The organism is Mycolicibacterium insubricum (assembly GCF_010731615.1).
In the GTDB taxonomy this organism is placed as follows: Bacteria; Actinomycetota; Actinomycetes; order Mycobacteriales; family Mycobacteriaceae; genus Mycobacterium; species Mycobacterium insubricum.
The window spans coordinates 590,603-609,691 of sequence record NZ_AP022618.1 but is presented as its reverse complement, the minus strand read 5'-3'; the positions used below and the strand labels follow the sequence as shown (position 1 = coordinate 609,691).

Genomic DNA, 19,089 nt, shown 5'->3' with positions numbered 1-19,089 from the left:
GCGGCCTGATACTTCTTTCGGGCAACACGGGCATTCGCCCATACCTGCCGGGCAAGTCGCGCCAAGAAGTCAGCCGTGAGATTTTTAAGTCGAGCGCGAGAACCTACCCTAGGAGGGAACTAACGCGCCATATTTGTAAATCGTGACAAATGCAATTGATGCGCCACGGTAATTGTGGCAGTCGGACCATTTCGGTGTTTACCGAGAATAATGTCCGCCTCGCCCCCGCGAGGGTCATCACGATCAAATGCATCCGGCCTGTGCAATAGCATTACCATATCCGCATCTTGCTCGAGCGAGCCGCTTTCACGCAGGTCAGAGACTTGCGGACGCTTATCCGTACGCTGTTCCGGGCCACGGTTCAGCTGGCTAATTGCGACCACCGGAACGTCCAATTCTTTTGCCATCAATTTAAGGCTACGCGAGAAGTCCGACACTTCTTGCTGGCGTGATTCGTATTTCTTGCCGGACGTCATCAGCTGCATGTAATCCACCACAATGAGCCGTAGGTCGGACTTCTGTGCCAGACGGCGGGCCTTGGCACGGATCTCCATCATGGTCAGGTTCGGCGAATCGTCGATGTACAGCGGCGCCTCGCTGATCTCGCTCATCCGCCGCGCCAGCCGGGCCCAGTCGTCGTCGCTCATCTTGCCCGAGCGCATGTCACCGAGCTTGATTTTCGCCTCGGCCGACAGCAGGCGCATGACGATCTCGGACTTGCTCATTTCCAGCGAGAAGATGACGCTGGCCTGCCGCTGCTTGATCGAGCAGGAGCGCATGAAATCCAATCCGAGCGTTGACTTCCCGACACCCGGGCGCGCGGCGATGATGATCATCTGGCCGGCGTGCAGGCCGTTGGTGATGTCGTCGAGCTCGGTGAACCCGGTCGCCACACCGCGGGCCACGCCGCCGTTGGAGGCGATGGCGTCGATCTCGTCCATGGTCGGCTGCAGAAGGTCCTCCAGCGGCACGAAATCCTCGCTGGTGCGCCGGTCGCTGACGTCGAACATCTCGGCCTGGGCGCGATCCACCACGTCGAACACGTCGGCACCCTCGGCGCCCGCGTAGCCGTACTGGACCACCCGGGTACCGGCCTCGATCAGCCGGCGCAGCAGCGCCTTCTCGGCGACGATGCCCGCGTAGTAGCCGGCGTTGGCGGCCGTCGGGACGGTCGAGATCAGCGTGTGCAGGTACGGGGCCCCGCCGATGCGGCGCAGCAGCCCGCGCCGGTCCAGCTCGGCGGAGACGGTGACGGCATCGGCAGGTTCACCGCGGCCGTAGAGGTCCAAGACGGCGTCGTAGATGCTCTGGTGGGCCGGGCGGTAGAAGTCCCCGGGGCGCAGCTTCTCCAGGACGTCGGCGATGGCGTCCTTGCTCAGCAGCATGCCGCCCAGCACGGACTGCTCTGCCACCATGTCCTGCGGCGGCTGCCGCCCGAAGTCCTCACTCGACGGCGGGGCCTCCCCGTCCGGGTGCCCAAGATCGTCCACTACGGCCATCTCGACCTGCCCCCTTCCGTCAAACGCACATTCGAATACCGCTCGAATCCGACGGTATTCCTCGGGTCCGACAACTCCGCTCGGCGGCGGCCTGCGTACGCGCGCGCTGTAACGCTAGACGTTGCTGGCCCCCGCGCAAATCGACGCTGTGGAGCAACCTGTGGATGCTGTGTGGAAACATCAGGTGGAGCGTGTTGGGCCCTTGGGGAGAACTTGTGTACATCAGTAGAAGTTTTCCCCAAATCCGCAGGTCAACCGGCAATAGGGAAAGTTATGGGCTGGGGATGGAGATCGCTACGGCGTGTCGCATCGGGTTGCCGTCCCGGGAGTGTTGCGTAACGACTCACAGCGCCGCAGGTTAACGGCATGTGTAGTTTGCTCCGGCAGAGCACACCGGTTTCGTTCGCTGAACGCACAGCAAACGCCCCGGTGGAACCTCCAGGGGTTCCACCGGGGCGTTCGGTGTCAGCTGTTAACTCTCCGCGACGCTGTCCTCAATCACCGGCAAGCCTCGCGGTCCGCTTCGCGGCCCGCTCAGCTTTCGGCGACGACATTCAGCCCGAGCAGAGCGTTCAGGTCGTGGTGCAGGCGCACCTCGACCTTGTGCTCGCCGACGGACTTGATGTGCGCCTTGGGCAGGTGAACCAGACGCTTGTCGAGGTTCGGGCCACCGGCCTTCTTCACCGCGTTGACGATATGAGCGGCGGTGACCGAGCCGAAGAGCTTGCCGGAGTCGCCCGAGGTCTTCACCGGCAGGGTCACCGAGCCCAGGCCCTCCAGGGCGGTCTTGATCTCGCGGGCGTGGTCCAGGTCGCGGACGGCCTTGGTCTCCTGCGCCCGACGGATCTCGTCGGCCTGGCGCTGCGCGCCGCGGGTGGCCACGATGGCCAGTCCGCGCGGCAGCAGGTAGTTGCGGCCGTACCCGTCTTTGACCTCGACGGTGTCACCGGCCGAGCCGAGGTGGTCGACCTCGGTGGTCAGGATGAGCTTCATGTTCGTACTTTCGGTATGCGCCGGGCCTGCGTGGGCCTAGCGGGTGGCAGAGGTGAACGGCAGCAGGGCGACCTCGCGGGCATTCTTCACCGCGATCGCGATGTCGCGCTGGTGCTGGACACAGTTGCCGGTGACCCGGCGGGCGCGGATCTTGCCGCGGTCGCTGATGTAGGTGCGCAGCAGCGAGGTGTCCTTGTAGTCGATCTCCTGCCCCTTCTTGGAGCAGAACACGCACTTGCGCGTCTTGACCGGCTTTTCCGGCGCCGGCCGGCGCTTATTGGCCTTGGCCATGAATCTGTCTCTTTCTCAACTGTTTTCGAATACGGGTGGTGTCAGAAGGGCGGTTCGTCGTCGCCACCGGCGAACGAACCGGACGCCGGGGCGTTGCTCCACGGGTCATCGGCCGGTGCCGAGGCCGCAGCAGGCCGGGAGGCACCCCCACCGCCACCGCCACCGCCGAATCCACCGCCGCCGCCACCGCGGCTGGTCTTGGAGACCTTCGCCGTGGCGTACCGCAGCGAAGGTCCGATTTCGTCGACCTCGACCTCGACCACAGTGCGCTTCTCGCCCTCGCGGGTTTCGAACGAGCGCTGCTTGAGCCGCCCGGTCACGATCACCCGAGCGCCGCGAGTCAGGCTCTCGGCCACGTTCTCCGCGGCCTCCCGCCAGATGTTGCAGCGCAGGAACAGCGCCTCGCCGTCCTTCCACTCGCCGCTCTGCCGGTCATAGATCCGGGGAGTAGAGGCGACGGTGAAGTTGGCGACGGCCGCCCCCGACGGGGTGAACCGAAGTTCCGGATCGGCGGTCAGGTTTCCGACGACGGTGATGGTGGTGTCACCAGCAGCCACGGGATCCTCCTGGGATTGGGTGGATGTTCGCTCGCGAGACTAACCCGCACGCGGACCCACCGTCTTGGATCAGTGCTTGTCGGTCCGCATCACCTTGGTGCGCAGAACCGACTCGTTCAGCCCCAGCTGACGATCCAATTCGGCGACCGAAGCGGGCGCTGCCTTGACGTCGATGACGGCGTAGATGCCCTCGGCGTGCTTGGCGATCTCGTAGGCGAGCCGGCGACGGCCCCAGATGTCCACCTTGTCGACGCTGCCACCGTCTTTGCGGATGACGTTCAGGAACGTCTCCAGCGACGGGGCCACGGTGCGCTCGTCAAGAGTGGGGTCAAGGATGACCATGATTTCGTATGGACGCATGGGAACCTCATCACCTCCTATGGTCGTAGTGCGGCCGCGGGGGATTCCGCGGCAGGAGGGTCGCCTGCGTCGGCAACCGGCTCAGGTTACAGGAACGACCCGCGACCTGCGAAATCGCGCAGACCCGCGCTAGCGGTCCGCCGTCGGGCCGACGCCTCCGACCGCGCTGACGGCCAGCGCCTGGTAGTCCTCGTCGGTCGGCGCCTTTGTGGCGACCGGCGTAGGCCGCAGCCGGCGCGGCAGCCACGACGGCGGGTCGTCGGGCGCACCGTCGAACACCCCGCCCGACGGGTCGTCGACTCCCCCGCGCATGCGCACCAGATCCTCCCGCGGACGCCGGATCTGGCGGATGACCAGGTAGCACATCCCGACGACGGCCAGATCGCGCACCAAAACCGTTGTGGTGAACCACTGTTCGGGCAGTCCGTGGTTCTGCACGCCGAACAGGTACATCATCCGCGGCACCCAGACCACGGCGTCGACGGTCATCCAGGCCAGCAGGATCCGCCGGTGCGGCAGCGCCAGCACCGCCAGCGGCACCAGCCACAGCGAGAACTGCGGGCTCCACACCTTGTTGGTCAGCAGGAACGCCGCCACCACCAGGAACGCCAGCTGGGCCAGCCGGGGGCGCCGCGGGGCGGTCAGCGCCAGGTAGCCGATGCCCGTGCAGCAGGCCAGAAACGCCACGGCCACCACGGAGTTGAGGATCACCGGGGGCTCCCAGAAGCCCAGGTGCTGATCGAAACCGCGCCACCCGGTGAAGGATTTGAAGACGTTGTACAGCGAGTCCATATCGTCGCCCCGGCGGGCGTTGAGCCGGAAGAACTCCGACCAGCCCCGCGGATACAGCAGTGCCACCGGCAGATTCACCACCAGCCAGGAGGCTGCCGTCGTAGCCAGGGTCACCCCGGCCGCGCGCAGCCGGCCGGTGCGCAGTGCCAGCAGCACGATCGGGAACAGCAGCAGCGCCGGATAGAGCTTGGCCGCCACGCCCAGGCCGATCAATACGCCGGCCAGCGCCGGGCGCCGGCGGGCCCAGGCCAGCAGTCCGGTCATCGCCAAAGCCGTTGCCAGCGCGTCGAAATTGGTGAAGATCTGGAAGATCAGGATCGGCGAGCCGGCCACCAGGGCGGCGTCCCACGGTCGCCGTCCGGCCAGTCCCGCGCTGGCCCACACCGTCACCAGCCAAGCCAGCGCCAACCCGATCGCGGCGAAGTTGAAGAACATCACCACCTCGGCCACCACCGGCACCGGCGTGATCTTGGTGAGCACCGTGTAAGTCTTGGCCAGCGCCATCGATCCGTACTGGTACAGCCCGGTCAGCACCGGGTATTCCATGTAGCGGATGGCGGTTTCGCCGTCGTAGCGGATGTGCGGTTTACCGGACGCGTCGGTGTCGATCCAGCTCGACTTGTACGGAAACTTGCCCTGGTTCAGCAGTTCCGCGCCGTAGAGCGGCACGGTGTCGGAATAGCAGAGCTCGTAGTAGGCCCGGTTGTTGGCCCAGTTGGCGACCTTCTGGTCGGCGGTGCCCTGTCCGACGGTCTGCAGGCACGGCGATTTGGTGGTCCAGCCCAGCGCCAGGAACACCACCGCGATGCCGAACATCACTCGCAGCGGCGTTAGGAACCGCTGGCGCCCGATGAGCGCGTGCCGGCCCACCGGGCCGCCGATCGTCTGCGACAGCGCAGCGCCGAGCGCATCGGTGCGGCTGGGCAGGTCACGGGTCTGGTCGCTGCGCAGGTCCGCGGCCAGCGGCCGAGGCGAGACGACGGGGCGGTCGGCACCCGTCACGGCGGCGGGGGCGGCAGGTTGGGGTCACCCGGCGGGAGCGGCTCGCCCGGCGGCTCGTCACCCGGGGCACCGTCGGGCGGCGGCTCGACGGGGCCTGGTTCGGGGTTCACCGGCCGCGGCGGCGGGATATACACCGGAACACCGGCGTAACCGCCGATCTCGGTCGGCTTGGGGAAGGTCTCGTTGTCGGTGCCCTTGAGGGCGCCGTCCATGGTGGCCTTCCAGATGTCCGACGGCAGCCCCGACCCGTAGACCGGGCCGCCCCACTTGTTCACCAGTGGCTTGTCGCCGGAGGTGGTGCCCACCCACACCGCCGTCGACAGCGACGGGGTGAAGCCGACCATCCAGGCGTCGCGGTTGGCGCCGGTGTCGCCGAGCTGGTTGGTGCCGGTCTTGGCCGCCGACGCCCGGCCGCCGGCCAGGTTGTGGCCGCGCGAATAGCCCGCGATCGGGGCCATGGCGGCGGTGACATTGTCGGCGACGGCCTTCTCGATGCGCTGATCGCCGGCGTTGTCCTGGGTGCCCGCGTCGAAGAGCACCTGGCCGTCGGAGTTGACCACCTTCTGCACGAAGTGCGGGGTGCGGTACACGCCGGAGGCGGCGATCGTCGCGTAGGCCGACGCCATGTCGATCACCCGGGTCTGGTACTGGCCCAGCACCACGCCGTTGTTCGGCGGGCCGCCCTGGCCGTCCTCGCTGAGGGTGTGCGGGACGCCGGGGAAGCTGGTGGCGATGCCGGCGCGGTGCGCGGCGTCGGCGACGTCCTCCGGGCCGTTCTTCAGCTTCATCATCAGCCGGTAGAAGCTGGTGTTCAGCGACCGCTTGAGCGCCTCGGCGATGTTGCAGGTGCCGCAGCCCTCGCCCTCGACGTTGGAGATCTTGATGCCGTTGACCCACAGCTGCGAGCTGTCCACCTGGTAGCCGAGCCCGATCCCCTGTTCCAGCGCGGCGATCAGCGCGAAGACCTTGAACGACGAGCCGGTCGGCAGGCCGGCCTGGGCGAAGTCGAACCCGTTGGCGTCCGAGCCGCCGTAGTAGGCCTTGACGCCGCCGGTGCGCGGGTCGATCGACACGACCGCGGCGCGCATGTCCGGATCCTGGCCGGACATCGTCGTGGTGACGGCGTCGACGGCGGCGTTCTGCGCCTGCGGGTCGATGGTGGTGGTGACCTGCAGGCCCTCGGTGTTGAGCTGCTGCTCGCTGACGTTGAACATGGCCATCAGTTCCTTGACGACCTGTCGCTCGATCAGCCCGTTGGGGCCGACGGTCTGGTTCTCCTGGCTGGCGCGCTCCGGTGCGATGGTGTCCGGGAACACCTGCTGGGCCCGGTCCTGCGCCGACAGCGCGCCGATGGTGACCATGCCGTCGAGCACCCAGTTCCAGCGCTCCATCGCCCCCGCGTGGTCGACCGCGGGATCCAGGGTCGACGGCCGCTGGATCAGCGCCGCCAGCAGCGCGCCCTCGGAGACGGTCAACTCGTTGACCGGTTTGGCGAAGTAGGCCTGGGACGCCGCCGAGATGCCGTAGGCGCCGCGGCCGAAGTAGATGATGTTGAGGTAGGCCTCCATCACCTGGTCCTTGGACCATTCCCGCGACATCTTGGTGGAGATGACGAGTTCCTTGGCCTTGCGGATCAGCCCGCGGGTACCCGAGCGCGCGTCGCCGACCAGCGCGTTCTTCACGTACTGCTGGGTGATGGTGGATCCGCCCTGGGTGTCCCCGCCGACCAGGTTGTTCTTGAACGCCCGGGCGAACCCGCTGAACGAGAAGCCCGGGTTGCTGTAGAAGTCGCGGTCCTCGGCGGCCATCACGGCGGCGCGCACGTGCTGGGGTACCTGGTCGATGCTGATGTCGATCCGGTTGCCCTCCGGCGGGATGATCTTGGCGATCTCCGACCCGTCGGAGGCCAGGATGGTCGAAATCTGGGCGGTGCGGATGTCACCGGGCTTGGGGACGTCGACGATCGCGTAGGCCATGCCGAAGGTGATCAGCGGCAGCAGCACCACCAGGGCGACCAGCGCCGCGGTGCCGCGGCGCACCCACTTCCAGTTGATCTTGAAAGCGGGGAGTTTGAACCCGGGGGGAACCACACCGGCCCCCCGCGGCGGGCGCCCGTCGCGGGGACCCCGGGCGGGACCGCGACGCGGCAACAGCGGCGGCGCCTCCCCGTGCTCGACGGCTGCTGCGGCGGCACCGCTGTCCCCGTCGGCCGGCGGGCCGTCGCCGGGCCGGCGTGGTTTGGACAGCGGCGTCCCGTCCAGGGCGGCCTTGACGACGTCGATCGGATCGGCCAGATCGCGGTCGGCGCCGTCGGGTGTCGTCGGCAGGATCTCGGTCGGGCGCGGGGAACGACGCTGCGGTGCCCCCGGGGGCGGCGGCAACGACGGGCGCGCGGGCCGACCGGGGTCACCGGTCGTCGGGCCGGAGGCGGTGCCCCCCGGCCGGGTGATGCGGACGGTGTCACCGGGGCGGGCGGCGTCGCCCGTCGTCGGACCCTGGGCGGGGCCGGTCACCGGATCCGGCCGCTGCGGTTCGTTCTCCGGGTGGGGTCGCTGTGGCGGAGTGTTCGTCTGATCATTCACTGGCGGTACGTGCGCCCTTTCGCGCCGCCCGGGTGCGCGGAGCGCCCTTGGGGGATTGGGGCAATCCCAACAGGTATGACTTCACCAGATGATTCCAACTGCAAGTCCGACACACTTCCACGACGTGAACAGCAAACTCCTCATAGCGCGTCGCGAGCAACACCAGCTCTTCGGCGGTGCGCGCTGACCCGGAAACCGGACCCAGATGGTCGCCGAAAACCCAGGACACCAACGTAAGTGGTTCCTTCCGGCATATCGGGCACATCACCGAACTCTGCTTGCCATGGTACTTGGCGGCTCGCAGCAAATACGGATTCGCGTCGCACACCTCGGTGACCCCGGTCCGGCCGGAGTACACCTCGGCCAGCAGCGACCGGCGCCGAAGCGCGTAGTCCACTACCTGCCGTTGCAATCGCACGCCCACCAGAGTACGTCGCTACCCCGATCATCGAGGCGCGACCGGGGCGTGCCCCCTACGATCCATACTTGTGCCAACTCCGCGCACCCGCGCCAAAGACAGCGACCGCAACAACACCTGCGCTGTGCTCGACAGCGCGCTGGCCGACGGCCAACTTTCCGGTGAGGAGCACCGGCTGCGGGTGACCGCCGCCACCACCGCCACCACGCTGGGCGACCTGCAGTCCCTGACCGATGATCTGCAGACCGACAACGCGCCGGTGCAGCTGCCCCACCTGCGCACCCGGCCCCGGGTCCGGCCGCTGCCACCCGGGTGGGGCCTGCGTATCGGGCTGGCGGCAGTGCTGGTGGTCTTCGGGGTCGGACTCGGCTGGGGGATGTACGGGAACTCCAGCTCGCCGCTGGACTTCACCACCGACCCGGGCGAAAAACCCGACGGGGTGACACCCATCGTGCTCACCCCGCCCCGGGAGCTGCACTCCCTCGGGGGACTGACCGGGATGTTCGAGCAGATGCGCAAGCGGTTCGGCGACACCAACGGCTACCGGCTGGTGGTGTATCCGACCAACGCCTCGCTGACCCGGCCCGATCCGACAGATCAGCGCCGCTCGCTGACCGTGTCCTACCGCGGCGGCTGGGGCGACCCGAGCACCACCACCCGCAGCTCCAACGACCGTCTGGTGGACCTGGGCGCCTTCGACTACACGGGGGCTATCGGGATCCTGCGCGGGGCGCCGCAGTCGCTGGGCATCGACTCCGCCGACGTCAAAGACCGCTACCTGATCGTCGAACCATCGGCGGACCCGTCCACGCCGGACGCCGTCGTACTGTCGGCGTACATCTCCACGACCTTCGGCAGCAGCGGCTACATCAGGTTCGCCCCCGACGGCACCGTCCGCGGGATGTACCCGCCGTCCTGAGCCGCGGCAATCTCGCTCTCGCCATCGAGGCAGAGTCCACGCCGAGATTTCACGAAAAATCCCTGCGTACGTTCTGGATGAACGCGAAGGCGGGTGAACGCCGGGCGAATGTCTGCCGACGGCTGCGCCAACCCCGCCTGACCGCCGCGGGGCGCACATTTTGCGCGCGAATATATCGGAGCGATACTATTTGCCGAGCTGTTGATCCGCCGTAACGGCGCAACCCGATTTCCGAGGAGGTGTACGCGTGCTTGAGCTCGCCATCCTCGGTCTCCTGCTCGAATCACCGATGCACGGCTATGAGCTGCGGAAACGCCTCACCGGGCTGCTCGGTGCGTTCCGCGCCTTCTCTTACGGCTCGCTGTACCCGGCGCTGCGCCGGATGCAGGCCGACGGGCTGATCGTCGAGGACGCCGCGCCGCTGGGCACCGTCAAGGTGCGCCGGGCGCGCCGGGTCTACCAGCTCACCGACGCCGGCCGGGCCCGGTTCACCGAGCTGGTCGCCGACACCGGACCGCAGAACTACACCGACGACGGCTTCGGCGTGCACCTGGCGTTCTTCAACCGCACCCCGGCCGACGCCCGGATGCGCATCCTGGAGGGCCGTCGCCGTCAGGTCGAGGAACGCCGCGAGGGCCTGCGCGAGGCCGTGGCCGGAGCGGCCGGGTCCCGCGACCGCTACACCCGCCAGCTGCATCAGCTCGGCCTGGAGTCCAGCGAGCGCGAGGTCGTCTGGCTCAACGAACTGATCGCCGCCGAACGCGGCAACCAGGTAACCCCGGAGCCGATGTGAGCACGGCCCGCCCCCAAGACCACACCCCAGCAATATCCACCAAAGGAGAATCCATGAGTGAGAACACCGTGACCACGTCGACGGATGTGCGGGTCGCCATTGTCGGCGTCGGGAACTGCGCGTCCTCGCTTGTGCAGGGCGTGCAGTACTACGCCGGCGCCGACGAGAACTCGAACGTGCCCGGCCTGATGCACGTCAAGTTCGGGCCGTACCACGTGCGCGACGTGAAGTTCGTCGCCGCGTTCGACGTGGACGCCAAGAAGGTCGGCTTCGACCTCTCGGAGGCGATCTTCGCCTCCGAGAACAACACCATCAAGATCGCCGACGTGCCGCCGACCGACGTCGTCGTGCAGCGCGGCCCGACGCTGGACGGCATCGGCAAGTACTACGCCGACACCATCGAGGTGTCCGACGCCGAGCCGGTCGACGTGGTCAAGGTGCTGCGCGACAACAAGGTCGACGTGCTGGTCTCCTACCTGCCGGTCGGCTCGGAAGAGGCGGACAAGTTCTACGCCCAGTGCGCCATCGACGCCGGGGTGGCGTTCGTCAATGCGCTGCCGGTGTTCATCGCCTCCGACCCGGTGTGGGCCAAGAAGTTCACCGACGCCGGTGTGCCGATCGTCGGCGATGACATCAAGAGCCAGGTCGGCGCCACCATCACCCACCGCGTGATGGCCAAGCTGTTCGAGGACCGCGGCGTCACCCTGGACCGCACCTACCAGCTGAACGTCGGCGGCAACATGGACTTCAAGAACATGCTCGAGCGTGAGCGCCTGGAGTCCAAGAAGGTGTCCAAGACCCAGGCCGTGACCTCCAACCTGACCGGCTCGCTGGCCGGCAAGATCGAGGACAAGAACGTGCACATCGGCCCGTCGGACCACGTCGCGTGGCTCGACGACCGCAAGTGGGCCTACGTCCGCCTCGAAGGCCGCGCCTTCGGTGACGTGCCGCTGAACCTGGAGTACAAGCTCGAGGTGTGGGACTCGCCGAACTCCGCCGGCATCATCATCGACGCGGTGCGCGCCGCCAAGATCGCCAAGGACCGCGGTATCGGCGGCCCGATCATCCCGGCGTCGGCGTACCTGATGAAGAGCCCGCCCAAGCAGCTCGCCGACGACGTCGCGCGCGCCGAGCTGGAGACGTTCATCGAAGGCTAGCCGCTACAACAGCGGGTAATTCCCGTCGAGCATGCGGTGCGGTCGCCCACTCCGGGCGGCCGCACTGTTTTCGTTTGCGGCCCGGCGTATAAAGAGGCGTGCTCTCCGATGACGAACTGCTGGCCCTCGACGAGTTCGCGCTGCTGCCCGAGAACGCCGCCCAGGCCGGACACGACGGGCCGCTGCCGCCGGTCCAGCGGCTCGAACACGGCGACATCAGCGCGCTGGCCTGGGGCGCCGATCCCGCGCAGATCGTGTTCCTGCACGGCGGCGGGCAGAACGCGCACACCTGGGACACCGTCATCGTCGGCCTCGGGCTGCCCGCCCTGGCCGTCGACCTGCCCGGACACGGCCACTCCGCGTGGCGGGAGGACGGCGACTACGGGCCCCGGCTGAACGCGCAGACCGTCGCCCCGGTGCTGCGCGAACTGGCGCCGCGGCCCCGCCTGGTGGTGGGCATGTCGCTGGGCGGGCTGACCGCGCTGCGCATCGCGGCCACCGAGTCGGCCCTGGTGCCCGAACTGGTGCTGGTCGACGTCACCCCGTCGGCACCGGCCCGGCACGAGGAGATGACCAAGGCGCAACTGGGTGCGGTCGCCCTGGTGCAGGGTCAGCGCAGTTTCACCAGCTTCACCGAGATGCTCGACGAGACCGTCGCCGCCGCTCCGCACCGCAGTCGTGAGTCCCTGCGCCGCGGTGTTTTCCACAACGCCCGCCGACTCGACGACGGCAGCTGGACCTGGCGTTACGACTCGTTCCGCACCGGTGCGGGTTTCGAGGGCCTATGGGACGACGTTCCCGCCATTACCATGCCGACGACGTTGGTGCGCGGCGCACATTCGCATTTCGTCAACGACGACGACGCCTCCCAATTCGCCGCGACTGCACCCGGGTTCCGGGCGACGATCGTGGTGGACGGCGCCGGGCATTCCGTGCAGGGTGACCAGCCCCTGGAGTTGATCCGCATTCTGCGCGGCCTGCTGGCCGCCGGGTGAGCGGAACCGGACCGAGATGCCTGACCTCCGAACCCACGCAGCACTGGCCAGTTAGACTCTCAAACTATGGCTGAGAGCGAAGCCGTCACGGCCGTCGAACCGGATCTGGCGGATATTGCCGAGGGTTTGCAGCGAACGCTGACCAAACTGTTCTCGGTGCTGCGCCGCCGCGACGCCAATCGCGCGGCGACCGCCGCTGCCGGCGAACTAACGCTGGCTCAGCTATCCATCCTGGTCACCCTGCTGGAAACCGGCCCGATCCGGATGACCGAACTGGCCGCCCGGGAGCGGGTGCGCACCCCCACCACCACCGTCGCCATCCGCCGCCTGGAGAAGCTCGGCCTGGTCAAGCGCAGCCGTGACCCGTCGGATCTGCGGGCAGTCCTGGTTGACATCACCCCCAAGGGGCACGCCGAGCACCGGGAGTCCCTCGACGCTCGCCACGCCGCACTGGTCACCATGCTGCACGCGCTGGATTCCGAGGACATCACCGCGATCCGCAACGCCATCGGCCCGCTGGAACGCCTGGCGCTGGGACCCGCCGGCCGGGAGTCCTGACCTTCTCCTCAGCCCAGCCAGTCGAGTACGGCGGCCGCCGTCCAGGACTGCTGCATGCTGCCCAGCGGCTCACCGGTGAACGGCTCGTAGTACTCCGCGAAGCTGCCGTCGCTGACCTGGCGTAACGCCTCGCGCTGCAACACATGTGAGCGTTCCGCCCAGCCGCGGCGGGCGAAGGCCCAGGAGAACAGCCAATTCATCACCGGCCAGACCGGTCCGCGCCAGTACTCCCGGGGGCGGAACTCCCGGGACACCGGGGACGCGGACGGGATCAGCGCGTACCGCAGATCCGGATGCCCGACGAACCGCGGCCCCTCCAGCCGTTTCAGCAACACCCGTTCACACTCGTGCCCGAGCGCACCGCACAGCAGCGGCGCGAACTGCGCGAGCGTCTCCGTCGCGATCCACCGCTGCGCACGCACGTCGTAATCGCGTGCCGCACCGGTTCTTTCGTCGCTCATCCCGGCCACCCCGGTCCGGAAGCGCTCGGCCCAGGCGTAGAGATCGCGGATGTCGGCCAGCGGCCGGTTGTGGTCCTCGCCGATCTCGGCCAGCACCGTGCAGGCGACCGAGAAAACCGCCGAGACGAACACGTCCTGCACCGCGAAACTCATCGTCGCCGCCAGCCGCTCGTCGTCGTAGCGGGCGGCCTTCATCTCCTCGATGAGCCACATGTACCGGTCGTATTCGGCGTCGGTGGGCCGCTGCTGCGGATCGGTGATGATGTGGTTGTCCGCGCGTTCGTAGGCCGGCACCTGCCCGGGAATGACGTTGGCGTACGCCCCGTCCCAGCGCGGCGAGTTGTCCATGCCGGACTCCCAGCCGTGGTAGATGGTGATGCGGCCCTGCTGCTCGGGGTCACGGGCGGTGGCCAGCCACCGGTGCCAGCGCACCAAATCGGCCCACCGCCGATCGAGAAACGCCTCGGCCACCGCGCGGGTGGAGCGCCCGCGAGACCGCGCGCGCTCCAGGATCCGTTGCACGGCAATGGCATGCACCGGCGGCTGGGTGATACCCGACGTCGCGCGGGCCGTCGGGGCGTTGTCTGTCAACTCCGAGCACGCCCACCGGTCGGGCCCGGGAAAGTAGCCGTCGACGCCGTTGGCGAAGACGATGTGCGGGATCATCCCGTTGCGCCACTGCGCCGAGAGCAACGTGTCCAGCTCGACGACCGCGCGTTCCACCGATAGCGGGGCCAGACCGACGGCGACGAAGGCGGCGTCCCAACTCCACATGTGCGGATAGAGCAGGGGTGCGGCCGTCGTCATCTCGCCCAGGTCGTTGCCGCGCAGCAGGTACGCCGCGCGGGCCGCCAGCTGGGTCGGGGTGAAACTCGGGTCCGTGGCCACGCTCCTATTCTGCGGCCCCGGCGGCTCCCGCGCCCGCCGACCGGCGGGTTCACTCCGGCGAACTACGCTGCGATACATGCCTACCGCGATGATCACCGGAGCGGCCGGCGGCCTCGGCGCCGCCATCGCCGAAGCCCTGGCCCCCACCCACAGCCTGCTGCTGGCCGGTCGGCCGTCGGCACGCCTGGACGCGGTGGCCGAGCGGCTCGGTGCACCGACCTGGCCGCTGGATCTCACCGATTCGGCGGCCGTCGAGTCGGCGACCGAGGTGATCGCCGAGCTCGACGTGCTGGTGCACAACGCCGGGGTGGCCTACCCGGGCCGGGTCGGCGACACGTCGATCGAGGAGTGGCGGGCGTCGATGGAGGTGAATTTCCTTGGTGCGGTGGGACTTACCCTTGCGCTGCTGCCGGCGCTGCGCGCGGCCTCGGGGCACGTGGTGTTCATCAACTCCGGCGCCGGGCGCACTCCGTCGCCCGGGCTGGCGTCGTATGCGGCGACCAAGTTCGCGCTGCGCGCCTTCGCCGATTCCCTGCGCGCCGACGAACCCGAGCTGCGGGTGACGACGGTCTATCCGGGCCGCATCGATACCGATATGCAGCGCGATCTGGTGGCCTATGAGCGCGGCGAGTATCGACCGGAACGGTTCCTGCGGCCGGAGACGGTAGCGGCCGTCGTCGCCCAGGCCATCAACACCCCGCCGGACGGTGTGGTGCACGAGGTGATCGTGCGCCCCCGCTGAACCCGCCGGGTCAGACCACCAGGTTGACCAGCTTGCCCGGCACCACGATGACCTTCTTCGGGGTGGCGCCGGCGAGGAAGTCGATGACCTTCTCGTCGGCCAGCGCCGCCTCCGACAGGGCCTCCCGGGAGGCGTCGGCGGGCACCGTGATGCGGCCGCGGACCTTGCCGTTGACCTGCACCGGGTATTCGACGGTGTCCTCGGCCAGGTAGGCCTCCTCGGCCACCGGCCACGGCCCGTGCGCCAGCGATTCGTCGTGCCCGAGCCGGCGCCACAGTTCCTCCGCCAGGTGCGGCGCGAGCGGCGCGGCCATCAACACCAGCGGTTCGACGGCACCCGCGGGCGCCCCGTCGGGATAGGCCTTGGTCAGGTGGTTGGTGTATTCGATGAGCTTGGCCGCGGCGGTGTTGTTGCGCAGCCCGGCGTAGTCGTCGGACACCCCGGCGATGGCGCGGTGCAGCGCCCGCAGCGTGTCCTCGCTGAGATCACCGGCCGTGCAACGCAGTTCGCCCGTCTCCTCGTCGACGACGAGGCGCCACAGCCGCTGCAGGAACCGTTGGGCACCGACGACGTCCTTGGTCGACCAGGGGCGCGAGGCCTCCAGCGGGCCCATCGACATCTCGTAGACCCGCAGGGTGTCGGCGCCGTAGTCGTCGCAGATCTCATCCGGTGAGATGGAGTTCTTCAGGCTCTTGCCGATCTTGCCGAACTCCTGATTGACCTCGATCTCCCCGTCGGGGCCGGCGTAGAAGAATCGGCCGTCGCGCTCGACGACGTCGGCGGCCGGGACGTAGGCGCCGCGGTCGTCGGTGTAGGCGAACGCCTGGATATAGCCCTGGTTGACCAGGCGCCGGTACGGCTCGCGGGAGCTGACGTGGCCGAGGTCGTAGAGCACCTTGTGCCAGAATCGCGAATACAGCAGGTGCAGCACGGCGTGTTCGACGCCGCCGACGTAGAGATCCACTCCGCCCGGGTCACCTGCGCCGTGCTCGGCCGGCCGCGGGCCCATCCAGTAGGCCTCGTTTCGGCTGTCGCAGAAGGTATCCGGGTTGTGCGGGTCGACGTAGCGCAGTTCGTACCAGGAACTGCCGGCCCACTGCGGCATGACGTTGGTGTCGCGGGTGTAGATCTGCGGGCCGCCGCCGAGGTCGAGTTCCACCCGCAGCCATTCGGTGGCGCGGCCCAGCGGCGGGGACGGTTCGCTGTCGGCGTCGTCGGGGTCGAACATGGTCGGCGAGTAGTCGGCGATGTCGGGCAACTCCACCGGCAGCATCTCGACAGGCAGCGCGTGGGCGCGGCCGTCGGCGTCGTAGACGATGGGGAACGGCTCGCCCCAGTACCGTTGCCGCGCGAAAAGCCAGTCGCGGAGCTTGTATTCGGTGCGGGCCCGCCCGCGGCCGTCGTCGACCAGCCGCTGCGTCATCGCGGCCTTGGCGTCGGCGACCGTCATGCCGTCAAGGAACCCGGAGTTCACCAGCGGGCCGTCGCCGGTGTAGGCGGCCTCGGTCACGTCGCCGCCGGCGACGACCTCGACGACGGGCAGCCCGAACTCGGTGGCGAAGTCCCAGTCGCGCTGATCGCCGCCGGGTACCGCCATGATCGCGCCGGTGCCGTAGCCGACGAGCACGTAGTCGGCGATGAAGATCGGAACCTGTTGTCCGTTGGCCGGATTGGTGGCGTGGGCACCGAGGAACACGCCGGTCTTGGTCTTGTTCTCCTGGCGTTCCAGATCCGACTTGGCCGCAATCGAACTGCGGTAGGCGGCCACCGCCTGCGCGGGGGTCTGTGCGCCGTAAGTCCAGCGGGCGTCCACGCCGTCGGGCCAGGCATCCGCGACCAGTTCGTCGACCAGCTCGTGTTCGGGCGCCAGCACCAGGTAGCTCGCCCCGAACAGGGTGTCGGGGCGGGTGGTGAAGACCTCGATGTCCCCGGCGGCGGAGCCGAAAAGTACCGATGCGCCGGTGGATCTGCCGATCCAGTTGCGCTGCATGGCCTTGACCTTGTCCGGCCAGTCCAGCACGTCCAGGTCTTCGAGCAGCCGGTCGGAGTAGGCGGTGATCCGCATCATCCACTGCCGCAACCGCTTCCGGAAAACCGGGAAGTTGCCGCGCTCGCTGCGGCCGTCGGCGGTGACCTCTTCGTTGGCCAGCACCGTGCCCAGGCCCGGACACCAGTTGACCATCGAGTCGCTGTGGTAGACCAGCCGGTGGTCGTCGATAACGTCGTGGCGTTCCCCGGCCGTCAGCGCCGACCAGGACCGGCCGTCGTCCAGCGTCCGGGAACCGGACTCGAATTCGGCGATCAGCTCGGCGATCGGCCGGGCCCGGTTGACCGCGGGGTCGAACCATGCGTTGTAGATCTGCAGGAAGATCCACTGGGTCCACTTGTAGTACTGCGGATCGGTGGTGGCGAAGCTGCGCCGCGAGTCGTGGCCCAGCCCCAGCCGGCCGAGCTGGCGGCGGAAGTTGACGATGTTGGCCTCGGTGCGGATCCGCGGGTGCGTCCCGGTCTGGATGGCGTACTGCTCGGCGGGCAGGCCGAACGCGTCGAAGCCCAGGGCGTGCAGCACGTTGCGGCCGGTCATCCGGAAGTAGCGGGCGTAGACGTCGGTGGCGATGTAGCCCAGCGGGTGCCCGACGTGCAGTCCGTCGCCGGAGGGGTAGGGGAACATGTCCTGGACGAACATCTTGTCCGTCGGCAGGGCCGCCGGGTCGGCCGGTGCCAGCGGCCCGACCGGATTGGGGACGTCGAAGGTGCCTTCGTCGGCCCACCGCACCTGCCAGTCCGACTCGATGGCACCGGCCAGCGCGGCGGTGTACCGGAAGGCCGGCACATCGGAGCCCGGTGCGGAAGCAGAAACGGAATCGGTCACCCCGTCAGGGTATAAGGACCGTTACCTTCCTTTCACCACCGCATCTGCCCAGCATCCGGCGGTTCTAACGCAGCGGTATCGGTTGGATCGCGCACCGGTCAGCAGTTGGTTCCATCTCGGTCCCAGCCCCCGGCTGAACTGGTCGAGCACCCGCGACACCAACTACAGTCGAAACCGAGCATGACGGTCCGGTCATCGATCGTGCGGATTTTTCGGAGGGTAACTGTGCGAATTCTCAATGCCCGTAGGTGGCAGTTCATCGCCGGTGGTGCCGCAGCGGTCACCGCGGGCGTCGTCGGTCTCGCCGGTGTCACCACGCCCGCTCCGGTGTGGGCCGATCCGGTGGCACCGGGTCCCGCGCCGGCCACGGTCACCGAGACCGTCACCGTCAACGCGACCCCGAGCCAGAACGCGACACCTGGCCAGAACGCGACTCCGGTCGCCGCCACCCCGACCCAGGCGGCCATCGCGCCGGCCGCTTCCGGCACGCTGGAAGACTACTTCCACGAGCACAACGTGAAGATGGAGCCGCAGCACTCGGCGGACTTCACCGCGCTGTCCATCACCCTGCCGATGCCGGCCGGCTGGAGCCAGGTGCCCGACCCGAACGTGCCGGACGCGTTCGCGGTGATCGCCGACCGCGCCGGCGGCGACGGCCTGTACACCTCCAACGCACAGCTGGTGGTCTACAAGCTGGTCGGCAGCTTCGACCCGCGCGAGGCCATCAGCCACGGCTTCGTCGACGCCCAGAAGCTGAAGAACTGGCAGTCCACCGACGCGTCGTTCGCCGAGTTCAACGGCTTCCCGTCGTCGCTGCTGGAGGGTACCTACAAGGAAAACGACAGCATGATCAACACCTCGCGACGGCATGTGATCGCCACCGCGGGCTCCGACCGGTACCTGGTGTCGCTGTCGGTGAACACCGCCGTCGGGCAGGTGGTGGCCAGCGCGGACGCCACCAACGCGATCATCAACGGCTTCCGGGTCGCCGACCCGACCGCGGCTCCGGCCGCCGTGCCGGCCGTCCCCGGCGCCACACCCGGCGTGCCGGCGGCCTCACCCTCGGTGCCCGCGGCGCAGCCCGGTGTCCCGGCGGCCAACCCGGCCGTCCCGGCGGCAACCCCCGCCGCGGTCCCGGCGGCGGTGCCGGCCCGCTGATCCCGGCCCCACACCGCCGATTGGCCCGCGGTGGGCGCTGCCTCGTAAGCTG

The 19,089-nt window shown here is 68.5% G+C and carries 17 protein-coding genes; 7 read left to right on the top strand and 10 right to left on the bottom strand.

What is annotated here, in order from left to right:
• Positions 1–119 precede the first annotated feature (119 nt).
• The 8 genes from dnaB to G6N16_RS02820 all read right to left on the bottom strand — a co-directional run bounded on the left by dnaB (position 120) and on the right by G6N16_RS02820 (position 8,494).
• Positions 120–1,499, bottom strand: a complete 1,380-nt coding sequence (gene dnaB / locus G6N16_RS02855; RefSeq protein ID WP_083030149.1) for a replicative DNA helicase — start codon at positions 1,497–1,499, stop codon at positions 120–122.
• Between the two features lie 534 nt (positions 1,500–2,033).
• Positions 2,034–2,492, bottom strand: coding sequence for a 50S ribosomal protein L9 (rplI, locus tag G6N16_RS02850; RefSeq protein WP_083030150.1), 459 nt, complete (start codon positions 2,490–2,492; stop codon positions 2,034–2,036).
• Positions 2,493–2,528: 36 nt separating this feature from the next.
• Positions 2,529–2,783 carry a 30S ribosomal protein S18 gene (gene rpsR, locus G6N16_RS02845; RefSeq protein WP_083030151.1) on the bottom strand — a complete coding sequence of 85 codons (255 nt, stop codon included), beginning with the start codon at positions 2,781–2,783 and terminating at the stop codon, positions 2,529–2,531.
• A 41-nt stretch (positions 2,784–2,824) separates the two neighbouring features.
• On the bottom strand, positions 2,825–3,340 hold the full coding sequence (locus tag G6N16_RS02840; RefSeq protein ID WP_083030152.1) for a single-stranded DNA-binding protein: 516 nt from the start codon (positions 3,338–3,340) through the stop codon (positions 2,825–2,827).
• 69 nt (positions 3,341–3,409) lie between these two features.
• The gene (rpsF, locus tag G6N16_RS02835) at positions 3,410–3,700 is read right to left on the bottom strand and encodes a 30S ribosomal protein S6 (protein WP_083030153.1); all 291 of its coding nucleotides are present in this window, start codon (positions 3,698–3,700) and stop codon (positions 3,410–3,412) included.
• 129 nt (positions 3,701–3,829) lie between these two features.
• Positions 3,830–5,494, bottom strand: a complete 1,665-nt coding sequence (locus tag G6N16_RS02830; RefSeq protein WP_083030154.1) for a glycosyltransferase family 87 protein — start codon at positions 5,492–5,494, stop codon at positions 3,830–3,832.
• Positions 5,491–7,875 carry a transglycosylase domain-containing protein gene (locus G6N16_RS02825; RefSeq protein ID WP_083030202.1) on the bottom strand — a complete coding sequence of 795 codons (2,385 nt, stop codon included), beginning with the start codon at positions 7,873–7,875 and terminating at the stop codon, positions 5,491–5,493. Before G6N16_RS02825 ends, G6N16_RS02830 begins: the two co-directional genes overlap by 4 nt.
• Positions 7,876–8,068: 193 nt before the next feature.
• Positions 8,069–8,494, bottom strand: coding sequence for a DUF5318 domain-containing protein (locus G6N16_RS02820; protein ID WP_083030203.1), 426 nt, complete (start codon positions 8,492–8,494; stop codon positions 8,069–8,071).
• 70 nt (positions 8,495–8,564) lie between these two features.
• On the opposite strand from G6N16_RS02820, the gene G6N16_RS02815 reads away from it, so the two are divergent.
• The 5 genes from G6N16_RS02815 (at position 8,565) to G6N16_RS02795 (ending at position 12,916) form a co-directional block, all read left to right on the top strand.
• Positions 8,565–9,413, top strand: coding sequence for a DUF1707 SHOCT-like domain-containing protein (locus tag G6N16_RS02815; protein ID WP_234805783.1), 849 nt, complete (start codon positions 8,565–8,567; stop codon positions 9,411–9,413).
• 247 nt (positions 9,414–9,660) lie between these two features.
• Positions 9,661–10,206 (top strand): PadR family transcriptional regulator, encoded by a 546-nt coding sequence (locus G6N16_RS02810; protein ID WP_083030156.1) that lies wholly within the window; start codon positions 9,661–9,663, stop codon positions 10,204–10,206.
• A gap of 53 nt (positions 10,207–10,259) precedes the next feature.
• Complete coding sequence (locus G6N16_RS02805; protein ID WP_110810790.1) at positions 10,260–11,363, top strand: inositol-3-phosphate synthase; 1,104 nt, start codon at positions 10,260–10,262, stop codon at positions 11,361–11,363.
• A gap of 98 nt (positions 11,364–11,461) precedes the next feature.
• Positions 11,462–12,358, top strand: coding sequence for an Rv0045c family esterase (locus G6N16_RS02800; protein WP_083030157.1), 897 nt, complete (start codon positions 11,462–11,464; stop codon positions 12,356–12,358).
• Positions 12,359–12,424: 66 nt separating this feature from the next.
• Positions 12,425–12,916 (top strand): MarR family transcriptional regulator, encoded by a 492-nt coding sequence (locus G6N16_RS02795; protein WP_083030158.1) that lies wholly within the window; start codon positions 12,425–12,427, stop codon positions 12,914–12,916.
• An 8-nt stretch (positions 12,917–12,924) separates the two neighbouring features.
• Here G6N16_RS02795 and ggh read toward each other — a convergent pair whose 3' ends face one another.
• Positions 12,925–14,265 (bottom strand): glucosylglycerate hydrolase, encoded by a 1,341-nt coding sequence (gene ggh / locus G6N16_RS02790; protein ID WP_083030159.1) that lies wholly within the window; start codon positions 14,263–14,265, stop codon positions 12,925–12,927.
• A gap of 76 nt (positions 14,266–14,341) precedes the next feature.
• Between ggh and G6N16_RS02785 the strand changes: the two genes are divergently transcribed.
• The gene (locus G6N16_RS02785; protein WP_083030160.1) at positions 14,342–15,007 is read left to right on the top strand and encodes an SDR family oxidoreductase; all 666 of its coding nucleotides are present in this window, start codon (positions 14,342–14,344) and stop codon (positions 15,005–15,007) included.
• Positions 15,008–15,017: 10 nt separating this feature from the next.
• Here G6N16_RS02785 and leuS read toward each other — a convergent pair whose 3' ends face one another.
• Positions 15,018–17,879, bottom strand: a complete 2,862-nt coding sequence (gene leuS / locus G6N16_RS02780) for a leucine--tRNA ligase (RefSeq protein WP_083030161.1) — start codon at positions 17,877–17,879, stop codon at positions 15,018–15,020.
• Positions 17,880–18,104: 225 nt separating this feature from the next.
• Here leuS and G6N16_RS02775 point away from each other — a divergent pair, with 225 nt between their 5' ends.
• Positions 18,105–19,037: an LpqN/LpqT family lipoprotein gene (locus G6N16_RS02775; RefSeq protein ID WP_234805784.1), complete on the top strand. Its 933-nt coding sequence runs from the start codon at positions 18,105–18,107 to the stop codon at positions 19,035–19,037.
• Positions 19,038–19,089: the final 52 nt, after the last annotated feature.

Coding starts and splice junctions, on each gene's coding strand:
- G6N16_RS02805 (WP_110810790.1), top strand. CDS start 10,260: ATGAGTGAGAACACCGTGACCACGTCGACGGATGTGCGGGTCGCCATT.
- dnaB (WP_083030149.1), bottom strand. CDS start 1,499: ATGGCCGTAGTGGACGATCTTGGGCACCCGGACGGGGAGGCCCCGCCG.
- G6N16_RS02785 (WP_083030160.1), top strand. CDS start 14,342: ATGCCTACCGCGATGATCACCGGAGCGGCCGGCGGCCTCGGCGCCGCC.
- rpsF (WP_083030153.1), bottom strand. CDS start 3,700: ATGCGTCCATACGAAATCATGGTCATCCTTGACCCCACTCTTGACGAG.
- rpsR (WP_083030151.1), bottom strand. CDS start 2,783: ATGGCCAAGGCCAATAAGCGCCGGCCGGCGCCGGAAAAGCCGGTCAAG.
- rplI (WP_083030150.1), bottom strand. CDS start 2,492: ATGAAGCTCATCCTGACCACCGAGGTCGACCACCTCGGCTCGGCCGGT.
- G6N16_RS02795 (WP_083030158.1), top strand. CDS start 12,425: ATGGCTGAGAGCGAAGCCGTCACGGCCGTCGAACCGGATCTGGCGGAT.